9 protein-coding genes are annotated in these 13103 nt (G+C 45.5%); 3 read left to right on the top strand and 6 right to left on the bottom strand.

Features of this window, described 5'->3' with window-relative positions; translation table 11 throughout:
• Window positions 1–44: 44 nt before the first annotated feature.
• From AM228_RS02595 to AM228_RS02575, 5 genes are all read right to left on the bottom strand, one after another.
• Window positions 45–758 carry a Uma2 family endonuclease gene (locus AM228_RS02595; protein WP_054464545.1) on the bottom strand — a complete coding sequence of 238 codons (714 nt, stop codon included), beginning with the start codon at window positions 756–758 and terminating at the stop codon, window positions 45–47.
• A 189-nt stretch (window positions 759–947) separates the two neighbouring features.
• Window positions 948–1253, bottom strand: coding sequence for an acylphosphatase (locus AM228_RS02590; protein WP_054464544.1), 306 nt, complete (start codon window positions 1251–1253; stop codon window positions 948–950).
• A 113-nt stretch (window positions 1254–1366) separates the two neighbouring features.
• Complete coding sequence (locus tag AM228_RS02585) at window positions 1367–2107, bottom strand: phycocyanobilin:ferredoxin oxidoreductase (protein WP_054464543.1); 741 nt, start codon at window positions 2105–2107, stop codon at window positions 1367–1369.
• A 195-nt stretch (window positions 2108–2302) separates the two neighbouring features.
• Window positions 2303–4954, bottom strand: a complete 2652-nt coding sequence (gene cphA / locus AM228_RS02580) for a cyanophycin synthetase (RefSeq protein ID WP_054464542.1) — start codon at window positions 4952–4954, stop codon at window positions 2303–2305.
• Window positions 4955–5138: 184 nt separating this feature from the next.
• Entirely contained in the window at window positions 5139–5987 is an 849-nt protein-coding gene (locus tag AM228_RS02575) for a cyanophycinase (protein ID WP_054464541.1), read from the bottom strand.
• A 1263-nt stretch (window positions 5988–7250) separates the two neighbouring features.
• Here AM228_RS02575 and AM228_RS31640 point away from each other — a divergent pair.
• Window positions 7251–7451 (top strand): hypothetical protein, encoded by a 201-nt coding sequence (locus tag AM228_RS31640; RefSeq protein ID WP_156331479.1) that lies wholly within the window; start codon window positions 7251–7253, stop codon window positions 7449–7451.
• Window positions 7452–7507: 56 nt separating this feature from the next.
• Here the strand turns inward: AM228_RS31640 and AM228_RS02560 are convergent, their stop codons facing one another.
• Window positions 7508–9217 (bottom strand): ABC transporter ATP-binding protein/permease, encoded by a 1710-nt coding sequence (locus tag AM228_RS02560; RefSeq protein WP_054464693.1) that lies wholly within the window; start codon window positions 9215–9217, stop codon window positions 7508–7510.
• Between the two features lie 420 nt (window positions 9218–9637).
• Between AM228_RS02560 and AM228_RS02555 the strand changes: the two genes are divergently transcribed.
• The gene (locus tag AM228_RS02555) at window positions 9638–10897 is read left to right on the top strand and encodes a serine/threonine-protein kinase (protein WP_054464538.1); all 1260 of its coding nucleotides are present in this window, start codon (window positions 9638–9640) and stop codon (window positions 10895–10897) included.
• Window positions 10898–11213: 316 nt separating this feature from the next.
• Window positions 11214–13046: a serine/threonine-protein kinase gene (locus tag AM228_RS02550; protein ID WP_054464537.1), complete on the top strand. Its 1833-nt coding sequence runs from the start codon at window positions 11214–11216 to the stop codon at window positions 13044–13046.
• Window positions 13047–13103: the final 57 nt, after the last annotated feature.

Below are 13103 nucleotides of genomic sequence, written 5' to 3'. Positions count from 1 at the left end.
TCTTTGTGGTAAATTTTATCGGTGAATTTTCCGAATCTATGATATCAACTATCCGGATCTACGCCCAACTCACGCAACCGTTGCGCTAGTTTTTCCGCCCGCTGGCGCTCTTTTTCAGCCCGTTCTTCGGGCCATAGAAGCAGTTCACCATCAGCATCCCACCAGCGCAACCAATTGCCTGTACGGTTGTCACGGGTTCCCTGCCAGACTCCTAAAAATAACTCTAGTCCGGGAATCCAATATAAACCATTAGCACCAGGAATCTGAATTTGATATCCGTTGGATTCTAAAGCGTACAATTCTAGATCGGCGCTTTGGGGGTGAAATATCCCATAAAAGGGTACTTTAATAATTTGTTCATAAAAGTACCATTTGCCAATGCGCTTTTGAAATTCTACGGAATATTCTTCCCCATAAGTATCTGATAAGAATTCTATCACGATTAATGGCACTGGTCCTTCAGTCTGAGGAGTATAGCTGCGACGAGGTTCAGGATTTGACCAAGGGGCAACGGGACGAACATACATCCAATCGGGGGCTTTGCAAATAGGGCGATTATCAATAGCAGCACACAATGCAAAGTTAGCGGTAATTAGGGCGTCTTGGCATAACTCTGGAGTCAAAGATTGACGGAGGGCATTCGCTAATAAAGGATGTTCTAAATTTTCCACTGGGTCGTCAGGGAGTACAAAGTCTTCTGGAAGTTTCGGCCAGGTAATTTTTATCTCAGCAACTGAGGTCTGAGGTAGGACAGTCATTATGCAACCTCATAGAATCGTTGAGCGGGAATTTAGTTTATTGTAGGCGATCCGACCGAAATTCGGATCGCCTTCTACACCGACTCATCTCTGAACCTTGCTATAATACCTATTGAATGGTGGTGGTTAATTATTTCCATTGTTAACCAACTCTTTTAATGATAGCTTTTAGGCTAACCATTCACTACCCTAACGGGGATAATATTGAATTTCAAATCCGGGCAAATCTTGAGATTCCTGATATTCCACAACCACTTTAGTAACTCGCGCTCCCGGTGGGCCTTGGTGACACCATTGAATCATCGCTTCAACCGCTTCTGTTGTTCCTTCAAAAAAGGCTTCTACCCGGCCATCAGGGAGATTTCGCACCCAACCATGCACCGCTTTAAGTTGTGCAGCTTCTTGGGTGGATGCGCGATAAAAAACCCCCTGAACTCTGCCAGAAATTAAAACACGCGCGGCAATTTTTCGCTGACGAGGTGATAGATTTTCCATTGATATAAAGAAAATAAACGAAAAAAATTATCGATCAAATCTTAGGCAGATTAAACCTTAAAAACCTAAAACCTAAAAGCTAATTTTCTGACAGAAAAACCGTAAAATAACAACTAATCTTCGGGAAGATCGAACAGTACATTCGTCATATAAGATTCTGCCCATTCTTCCCCAAAAGCTTTTTCCAGAACCCGCCGAGTTTTATCATTCTGACGCTGTTTACTGCAATAATTTCTTTGTCCGGCGATAATCTGTAACCTTTCTTCGTCGGCGACGGGTTGCATAGCTAAAGCCATCTGACAGTGAATTTCTAAATAAGACTCCACACGAGAGAGAAATAATTCTTCTTCCCCCTCACTATTGGGTCGGACAAATAGACAAAATTCTGAGAAAATATCTCCCCATTCTGGTAAATCGCGGGGTTGGGAGAAATGAATTTCTGGTAAAGCTTTTAATAGTTGAATGTAAGGGGGGGGCAAAGTCAGGGTGGGACTGGTGGGAGATAAATCAGCGATCGCGGCACTAATTTTGCCCCGACCACCGACCAAATCTGTGCCAAACATGGGCAAAGGATAGTTAGGATTGGGGAACATTACACAATGCAAAATATCTAATTGCGTCCCCACTTTTGCCAATTCCAAATGCAGCTTGCGAAACTGCGGGGTTTGATAACAGCGATTTTCAATTCTCAGTTTTTCTCCTTCCAATCGCCCTTCCACATAGCCTAAATCCCCAGGCAAATCGTAGGGAGATAAATCTAAATAACGTTGCCAGACTCCTTCAATGCAGTCTGCTAATTTGCGGATCAGAGGGTGTTGTTCTGTCCGAATTGAAGAAATAGAAGTGATTGTCACAGTTTTTGCCACTTAAAATAATCATGCTGGAAAAAAAGGGGAAAAACTTCCCGCACAAGAACGATCATATATGCTATGGTGACTGCCACGATCAAAAAGACCGGCCTAAAGCCGGTCTATTATAGCAGTTAGATTTTAAACGGACATAAACTGAAAAGCTTCTTCGGGCTGGATTTCGATCTGGAAACGCACTTTTCAGCTATTCTGCGTAGACGGCGCTGCTTCTTGCTCGATTGGTTGACGTTCCGAAATCATTTTTAAGGAGCGGCTAACACTTTCGGGAAAAATTACTACGAGACTGCCTTTGGGCGCTTGATCCAAGGCCGTGTTAATGGCTTTGGTTTCATCCAGGATGGTTTCATACCGAGCTTTGGTGCTGACTTGCTCGATGCCTGCCATAATACAGCGGGCGGTATCCCCCCGTGGGCGACCTCGGTTATCGTTGTCTTCTTTAACGATAATCCAGTCAAAGATTTCCGCTGAGAGTTTACCGAGTTCGATCAAGTCTTCATCGCGGCGATCGCCTGGACCCCCGATGACCCCAATCCTTTCCCCTGGCCAATTGCGGACAAACTCACCCACCGCTTGATAGCCAGCGGGATTATGGGCATAGTCAATCAGGGCATGATAATCGCCCAAATTAAACAAATTCATCCGACCGGGGGTTTGTTTACTGGAGGCTTCAAAGGTGGCCAAACCAGCGCGAATGGCTTCTATTTCCACCCCATGAGCAAAGGCTGCCAAACAAGCCGCCAACGCATTGGCAATCATAAACGGCGCCCGACCACCCATTGTCAGGGGCACATTTACCGCCTCTTCAAGGCGAATTGTCCAATCCCCATTCAGAATTGACAGATAGCCGTTCTCATACAATGCGCCTAAACCGCCAGCCCGGGTGTGGCTCCGCAGTAGCTCATTGTCTGGATTCATCGAGAAATAAGCGACCTGGGCTTTGATCTGGCGAGCCATTGCTGCCACCAGGGGATCGTCGGCATTCAGGACTGCATAGCCGGAAGCAATAACGGTTTCTGCCAGCACCGCCTTGACTTTGGCCATTTCTTCGATGGTATTGATATCGCCCAATCCCAAATGGTCAGCGGAGACATTCAGAATCACCCCCACTTCGCAAGCGTCAAAGGCTAATCCAGAGCGGAGAATCCCGCCACGGGCTGTTTCTAACACCGCCACTTCTACGGTGGGGTCGCGGAGAATCAGTTCGGCACTTTGGGGGCCGGTATTGTCCCCAGCTTCCAGGAGATAATCGCCGATATAAGTGCCATCGGTGGTGGTGTAGCCGACCACAGACCCGGTTTGCTTGACGATATGAGCCAGCAATCGCGTGGTGGTGGTTTTGCCGTTTGTCCCCGTCACCGCTAAAATCGGCACGCGGCTGGGAGTGCCTGGGGGAAATAGCATATCCATCACCGCTGCGGCTACATTTCGCGGCAGACCCTCACTGGGGCAAACGTGCATCCGAAATCCTGGGGCGGCATTGACTTCGACGATCACCGCATCGTTTTCTCCCATGGGCTTGCTGATATCTGGTGTCACTAGATCAATGCCACAAATATCTAGGCCAATCAGTCGAGAAACTCGTTCGGCAATCCAGACATTTTCCGGATGAATTTCATCGGTGCGATCGATCGCAATTCCCCCCGTGCTCAGGTTCGCCGTAGCCCGTAAATAGCAAATTTCGCCTTTGTCTAACACCGTGTCTAGGCGACAGCCTTGGCGTTCCAGGAGAATTTCACTGTTTCGGTCAACGGTAATGCGGGTGAGCACGTTATCATGGCCGACGCCTCGGCGGGGATCCTGATTGGTTCGCTCGATCAGTTCTTGAATCGTTGACGACCCATCTCCTACCACATGGGCGGGCACCCGTTCGGCGACCGCAACCAGTTTCCCGTTGATCACTAAGAGGCGATGGTCTCGACCCGTGTAGTAGCGTTCGATAATCACTGATTTCGTTTTTGACGCATTGCTGGCCGCATCGTAGGCTTCTTCCGCCTCCTCCCAGGACTTGACATTAATACTAATCCCCCGTCCGTGATTGCCGTCTAGGGGTTTGAGGACGATAGGATAGCCTCCGACTTCATCGATCGCGTCTTCCAGTTCATCTAGGTAATGGATCACCGTTCCTCTGGGGACGGGAATAGCCGCATCCCGGAGAATTCTTTTGGTGCCTTCTTTATCACAGGCGAGTTCTACCCCCAGAATGCTACTAAAATCCGTCAGGGTAGCTTGAATCCGTTTTTGGTAGACGCCATATCCTAACTGGATCATCGCCCTAGCACTTAAGGGCATCCAGGGAATCCCTCTATAGTGGGCTTCTTTCACAAGTGCTTCTGTACTTGGCCCCAGGGAAGCTTTCTCATAGATTTCTTTCAGGTCTTGTAAATCCTGTTCCAGTTCTGAGGCGGGATACTTGCCGGTATCCACGATACTCCGACACATCCGAACGGCGGCTCTGGCGGCATACCGACCGGCTTGTTCGTCGATGTATTCAAAGACGACTTGGTAGATACCAGGAGTAGAAGTCTCGCGAGTTCGACCAAAGCCAACATTCATTCCGGCTAGTTCTTGCAGTTCCAGGGCAATGTGTTCGATCACATGACCCATATAGGTGCCCTCTTTGACTCGGCTGAGAAATCCACCGCGACAGCCAGGAGAGCAGTAGTGTTCGATTAAACTGGGGAGAGTCTCAGTCAGTCCGTCATAAAAGCCAGGAATTTCTGAACTTGGTTTGTCTGCCAAGTCCTCTAAATCAAGACGCATGAGAATAAGTTTGTGGCGTCTAATACTCCAATAGTTCGGACCACGTAATGTTTGGATTTTAAGTATTTTCATCGCTGTCCCAGAGGGTGATGCGCTTTTTTGAGCAAGCGAAAGCTTGGCTGTAATCGAGTGTGGGGTGTTTTTGAGTTGCATAACTGTTCACTAGGAACATTTATCTCTGATTGGGAGATAAACCACTAGGGCTGGGGAAAGCTATGTCCCCAAACAGCCCAAGGGAGTTATTTTTTTATCCGTCCTATGATCGTTGAATCACTTCTCTTGTAGCTATATTGAAGCGATCGCCGTGGCAAAGGATATGCACCCGTAGGTTATACAAACTCAGAGGATCATTCGGTCCGATATGACCCTCATTGGTGTATAACGCTGGGCCTGGATCGATGATTGTCACCGTGCCTTTGCCCATAATTTCGACGATGCCATCAGCTTCAAACATGGCACAAGTATCTTCATCAATGCCTACGCCGATGCGGTTGGGATGAGAGGCGATCGCACTCAATAAGCGAGCCATCCGATTTCGGTTCTGAAAGTGTTGATCCACAATCACTTCAGGAATAATTCCTAAGCCGGTGGCCATATCCACCAAAGAACGATTAGGAGATTCTCCGGAACCCCCACCAGCGATCATGTGATGACCCATGACTGCTGCTCCGGCACTGGTCCCCGCGAGGACAATGCTACCCTCTCGTACTTTCATCCGCAACTTTTCCATTAACGGTGTATCCGCCACCAAAGCACAAAGCCTCAGTTGATCCCCGCCGGTCATAAACACCCCTGTAGATTGTTCCAGGTACTCTTGCCAACGAGGATCTTCCCCTTCAGTGCGTTCGCGGATATCGAGCACCTCTATGCGTTGCGCCCCCATATCCTGAAAGATTTCCCGGTAGCGACTACCGATTGCTTCTGGTTCTCTGGATGCACAGGGAATAATTGCCAGCTTTGCCTCTGTACCGCCTGAACGCATAAAAAATGTATGCAAGATTTCTCGGCCATGAACCTTGTCTTCTGCCCCCCCAATCACCATGACCGTGTTTTTAAGTGGTGGGGGCATTTTTTGTGTAAGGGAGTTTAATTCTAACTGCTGCATGGATGATACTGCTATTGGCCTTTTCAATTGCTCTTCGGTTACAGAACCCCGAAATTTTTTTACGAGGAAAGATTGTTTTCGTGATTTCCAGTGGCTCACCGTAATGTCTGTTTGGAGTCCGGATCAATGGAACCCACAGATGCGATTCGCGGTAGCGATCCGCCTTTGGCGGAATCGAGATATTTCCACTCCAAGATTGGCCTGTTCAAAATATAATAGGGGCGCGAGAATGATTAATAACTCTACCTATTCAGGTCAAACAAAGGGATATCTGAATCAAAGCCCGGTTTACGCTTTATTAGTGGGATGAAAATCATACAATAAAACGTGACGCTTTACCGAAACTCTCATCTTACCGAAACTATCATCGGGGCGGTTGACTAGAATGGCGCGAATGGGTTTCGCAGGCGATCGGACAGAAGAATTAAACCCCACACGGGACTCTAGCTGTTCAGAATTCTCAGCCCTGTTCAACCACTCTTATGGGCGCCATGACTCGCCGAAACGAAATCAAGATTTTCCGCGAGCATATTTTTACCGAACGGTAAATCCCCTCACTATCATTGATTTTGTTCCGATACTCAGTTGGAGTTAGCCGATTGATTTCAGCACTCTTGCAGACACTTTGCCATTGTGCGGCTCCTCTAATTGCTCCAGAACTATATAATTAGCTTAAGCGTTTACAATCCCGTCCCGGTGGCATTTACCGAAAATCCACTCGCTGAAATTTCAGCAGGTACTCTGGCTTATTTCCGGCGTTTTCCCAGCCATTGAACTGGCCAAAAAACAGTTGGTGACGGGTGCATAGCGCTTTTTCAATAATTTTAGGAGTAACTTTGAGGGTATTTTACCACCAAGTGCGCCGATCAATCGTCACATCAAGCACAGAATCTTCAATTCTTAACTTTGGCTTCAATTTTTAAGTTTCTCTGAATTTGAAATCAGGAAAGCCATCGGTTCTGAAATCACTCATGTAGCATTCTTTCCCCAAATTCTTTCGGCCTCAACATGAAGATTCGTTAACTTGGTCAACAATGACTGATAAACTTTCGCCGTGACCATGAGTGATGACTTCCTGACTCTAGGACTACCTTTCGGCAGTTTTTTAGAGTTATCAAAGGAATACCATTTACAAAAATTCATCCAACAACCTTTAACATTCTTCGGGTGGGCAGGCATATTTTACCCACCCTACCATATATGATGCTTGAATTCCTGCCCACCCTACAATATAAATACTTACTGTTGCATAATTTTTTGTAAATGGTAGAAGTTGCCTCTGGGAAACAGAGGAGAATCTTCAGAGGTTTCCTAGGTCAGGGCAATTCCCAGACCCTATCTGGCGATCGCGCCTGGGAATGTTTACCATCAGTCTGCCAAAAATTTGATTCATCGGGTGAGTTAAGCATTGCTGGCGAATCCGATCCGTCCTGGTTGACTGCCGATGGTAATTCAGGCAATTAGTGACAATTATTCATGTCCCTGAACCGATACCGCACCGGGCGATCGCGTAGTAACCTTTAGCCAAAATCAATCTCATCGGGATGATATTCTTGAGCAGAAATAAGCTGCCAATTAGCATTTCCGATTAACTTCAATACTAATTGATGGTACTGAACTAAAGTAGGTCGGTGACCCACACTGATAAAAGTGGTATTTTTTTGTTTGAGTAGATGATAAAGACGTTTCTCGTTTTCGACATCCAAAGCACTGGTTGATTCATCTAAAATTGCATAGGGAGGTTGAGCAATCAGTAACCGAGCAAATGCTAATCTCTGTTGCTCTCCCAAGGATAAAACATCGGGCCAGTTTAATTCAGCATTAAAGCCCCCAACTCTTTCGGTTAAATCGGCCAGGTTGACTTTTTCCAGGGCTTCTTGCAGTTGGGTATCGCTCACTATCTTATCCGTTTTCGGATATAACAACTGACTGCGGAGATCGCCGATAACCATGTAAGGAAGTTGAGGTAAAAACAAAGTTTCTTCTGGTTTTGGTCGCATAATACATCCCGTTCCAGAATTCCATAACCCGGCGATTGATCGCATTAACGAACTTTTCCCAACTCCCGAATGTCCCACCACTAATAAGCCTTGACCCGGTGGAACTTCCACGGATAAATCTGTCACCAAGGTTCTTTGGTAATCAGGAGTTTGTAACGTAACATTTTTGAGATTTATACAATTTTTTTCTACTGTTTTAATCGTTGGGAATTCCGACTGTTCGAGTTTTGGTGGCTTCGAGAGCACCTCGACCAAGGTGCCTAAACGATCTACTTCTGCTTTATAGTCAGTTAGGCGATCGAATTGCTCTACAATCAGTGACAAAGAGCCATAAATTGACATAAAAGCTCCAGATGCTTGAGTAATCTCACCAAATTCTATTTCCCCAGCAAAGAATCGGGGAGCCAAAAATACTATCGGTAAATTACTGACGAAAAATCCGGAAGTTCTGGTAAATAAGTTTAAATTTCTTTTGACCCCGATTAGCTGATAAAAATTTTTGACTACATAGACAAATCTTTGACTAATCTTATTATATTCGTACTCCTCACCGTGATAGAAGGCGATCGACTCGCTATGATCTCTCGTATGCACCAGCCCATAACGAAAATCCGCCTCTAATTGCAACTCTCTAAATTTAAGAAAACTGAATTTTTTGCCAATTATTAAAGTAATTACTGTGCGGGCGATCGCAATGATAATTGCTAATTTGGCTAAAAATATATCTAAAGTCAACAAAATTGTCACAAAAGCGCCAATTTCTAAAATTTCTCCAACTATTAATCCAATAATGTCAATGGTTAAGCGAATCAGATTATTCACATCTTGAGAAATTCGTTGATCGGGGTTGTCAATTGTATGCTCGGATTGTATTTTGTAATAATTTTGTTGAGCAAAATATTTTTTCAAAATATCATTAGTCAGCCATTTTCGCCAGTTTATTTGCAGTAAATCTTGGGTATATTGCCAAAATACCATCAAAACAGCCAACGTCGTAAAGACCGCGAAAACCTTTAAACAGGCTTGAGGAAACTCTAAAGAGTTTTTGTCCGCCACCGCAGTCATTAAGTCTCTCATTGCATAGCTGTTCACCACGGACAAGCCTCTAAATCCTAACATCAAAATCATCATTAGGCTAAAAATTCGCCATGCTTGCCATTTTTTCTCCCACATAAAATAAGGTAAAACAATATTAGCTAATTCTTGGAAAAATTTTTTAATTTTATTCATTAATTTGAAACCTAAATCATCAATCAACATAAGAAACAGCGATTATACTCTTATTACTTAAACCATATATAAATAAAATAAATTAAAAAAATAGTGTTTGATAATCGCATTTTAAGGTAACCATATAAGCCGATCGCCAGGAATAGGCAACCAATTGAAAAAAAATCAAGATTATCTGTTATTTAAGCAACAATCCGATATATAATAGAAGATGATTCAAGTGAAACAGCGATCGATCTGTCGCGTTAGCCGATATGTTTTAGCCTTTAACCTCCTAATGTGAAATCTATTTTAATCAAATAGCCTATTGGTCAGTAGACCGAATGAATCCTTAAATATTTCTGCACAAGATTTCTGCACAAGTCAGACAGATAATAGCTATTCTCTGGCGATCGGAAAATTTACAACTCAGTAACCACCATGACCTATTGTCTTCATCCTCAGTGTCAACGTCCCGAAAATCCCCCTGATACCAAATTTTGTTTAAATTGCGGATCCCCGTTATTACTCAAAGAGCGATATCGTGCCATTAAACTCATTGGTGCGGGAGGTTTTGGTCGTACATTCTTAGGTGTCGATGAAGATCGACTGAAAACCCCATGTGCGATTAAACAGTTTTTTCCCCAAACACAAAACTCAGCCGCTTTATCCAAAGCCACGGAACTGTTTAACCGGGAAGCGGTACAACTGCTGAAATTGGGAGAACATCCACAAATTCCTACGTTGTATGCCTACTTTGAACAAGACAAACGTCTTTATCTTATACAAGAATTTATTGATGGCGGCAATTTATGGCAGGAATTGCAGCAGCAAGGGGCTTTCAGCGAGGCCAAAATTTGGCAGCTATTGCGGGAGTTGTTGCCCGTGCTGCAATTTATCCATGAAAATGGGGTGATTCACCGCGATATTAAGCCAGAAAATATTTTAAGACGGCAGTTACGACACCAGACCCCTACCAGCGTTTCCGCTGCTGGGCAGTTGAGGGAAGCTTTGGTGCTGGTGGATTTTGGGGTAGCCAAGCAAGGCACTCAGAGTGAATTGGCTGAAAGCGGCACGATTACTGGCACCCAAGGTTATGCCCCCTTAGAACAAATTTGGCGGGGACAAGTTTATCCCGCAAGTGATTTATATAGTTTGGCGGTGACTTGCGTTCATTTGTTGACCGCAGTTCCCCCGCATGAGTTATTTAATCCACAGGCAGGGGAATGGATTTGGTGGCAAGTTCTCAGACAAAAAGGGGGTTCGGTGAGCGATGAGTTAAGGCAAATTTTAGATAAGATGCTGGCAGAAGCGGTGAAAGACCGATATCAGTCGGCGGCGGCGGTGCTGCAAGCGGTGGACGGTGGTTATAGTCAAACCATGACTCAGGTTAGTTTGCCGGTGACACAGCCACCTATTCCTCCAGGGACAGCGATAGTACACCGGCACGGCTTCGCGATCGCTTATCCCCAACATCCCCAGCCAAAACAACAACAGGGTTCACCACAGCCGGATGAAATCTCGAAATTGCTAGAGACGGTGAAAAGTGAGTTGAGTCAGACCCAGCCCAAGCAACCGGCATCTCCCCCAAGTCCTTCCCCAACGGCGAAATCACCTCAGTCAACCCCAAAATCTCCGGCTTTTGATCCCATTCAGGCAGAGTTGGAGGCGATGAAGGCGGAGTTTGGAGAAAAAAGTTAGTTATTGGTTATTAGTTATTGGTTATTAGTTATTTGTTGTTTGTTGTTGGTTGGTGGTTGTTTGTTAGGGAACAGGGAACAGGGAACAGGGAACAGTGGCGCGGGGGCGCGGGGGCGCGGAGGCGCGGGGGCGCGGAGGAGATAATTTTCTCCTCTGCTCCTCTGCTCCTCTGCTCCTCATCTCCTCTGCTCCTCATCTCCTCTACTCCTCTCCTCTGCGTTCCCCGTTCCCTGATAAATGTTCCCCGTTCCCCAACAAACAAACAACAAACAACTAACAACCAACAACAAAGAACAATCAACAAAGAACAAAATATATGATTTATTGCCTAAATCCCCAGTGTCCCAATCCAGAGAATTATGATGAGGTTAAATTTTGCCTCAGTTGTGGTGCTTCGGTGCAACTGAAAGAGCGTTATCGAGCGATTAAATTGTTGGGAGAGGGGGGATTTGGCCGGACTTTTTTGGCGCAAGATTCTATGAGGTTAAATGCGCCTTGTGTGATTAAACAATTTTTGCCTTTGCCTCAAGTTCAGCATAATGTGGGGTTGTTGAAAAAGGCTCAGGAAATGTTTACTCAGGAGGCTCGGCAGTTGTTGAGTCTGGGGAGTAATCGGCAGGTGCCGACGTTGTTTGCTGATTTTGAGGAGGCAGGCCGCTTATATTTGGTGCAGGAGTTTATTGAGGGGGATAATTTATTAGCAGAGTTGCATCAAAATGGGGCTTTTTCGGTGAATAAAGTTGAGAATGTTTTACGAGAAATTTTGGTTATTTTACAAGATATTCATCAAAAAAATATTATTCACCGGGATATTAAGCCAGAAAATATTATGCGGCGGCAGGATGGCAGTTTGGTGTTAATTGATTTTGGGGTGGCGAAGCAATTAACTGGGAGTATGTTAATTAAAACGGGGACAAAAATTGGTACGGAAGGATATGCGCCGATTGAACAATTACGCGGGGGTAAGGCTTATCCCGCGAGCGATCTTTATAGTTTGGCGGTGACTTGTGTTCATTTGCTGACGGGTGAACTTCCCGACGATCTTTACGATCCGATGTATGGTCGTTGGTTGTGGAAGGAAGCGTTAGAAAAACAAGGGAGAATGATTCCCGATCGCCTGCAAAAAGTTTTGGATAAGATGCTGCAAGAATGGGTGAGCGATCGCTATCAATCCGCAGCAGAGGCGATCGCGGACTTAGGTGGATCGATTGCGGCGCCGAAATCTATACCCCAGTCGGCGATCGCCGGGAAATTGTCCCAAAACTGGAAATGTGAGCATACCCTGACCGGACACGATCACTATGCGATCGGGGTAGCGATTAGTCCTGATAGTCAAACTTTAGTCAGTTGCAGCTACGATAAAACCATTAAACTTTGGCATCTGGACAATGGCCATTTGTTAGGGACTCTGACAGGTCATCAGCGGTGGGTCAGCGCGATCGCCATTAGTCCCAATGGCCAAATTCTCGCCAGCGCGAGTTTAGACAATACCATTAAACTATGGCGTCTCGGCAGCGGTGAACTTTTACGCGAAATTTCCACCCCTTCAGGATATATCCTTAGTTTGGCCTTTAGTCTGGACGGCAAAATCCTGGCCGGAGGCAGTTTTGACAGTACGATCCAACTCTGGGATCCTCAACGGGGGACACGGCTCGGTTTCCTGACCGGCCATAGCGGGTATGTTGAATCGATCGCTTTTAGTCCCGATGGTGCGACTCTGGCTAGTGGTGGAGGCTATGATGACCACACCATTAAACTTTGGGATATTCCTAGTATGACCCTGAAAACTACCTTTTGGGGACATGAAGCTTCGGTGCGTTCTGTGGCAATTAGTCCCGATGGGACTAAACTGATTAGTGGCAGTGAAGATAAAACGATCAAAATTTGGGAAATTGCTACGGAAAAGTTGGTCTACAATTTGGCTAATCAGTCAAGCTGGGTGCAGGCGATCGCCATTAATCCCAATGGCCAGATTTTTGCCAGTGGCGATCGAAATAGCACCATTAAACTTTGGTCGGTTTACCAGGGCAAAGAGTTATGCTCACTCCTATGGCATTCCGGCCCGATTACATCCCTGGCATTTAGTCCTGATGGGACTCGACTCGTCAGCAGTAGTTGGGATAAGACGATTAAGATTTGGCTTTCCTGAATTCATTTAGGAGATTAATTATTTTTCTCAGCCAAAAAATATAGAAAACTGAATTCG

This window comes from Planktothricoides sp. SR001 (assembly GCF_001276715.1).
Taxonomy (GTDB): domain Bacteria; phylum Cyanobacteriota; class Cyanobacteriia; order Cyanobacteriales; family Laspinemataceae; genus Planktothricoides; species Planktothricoides raciborskii.
This window is presented reverse-complemented; position numbering and strand designations above follow the sequence as displayed.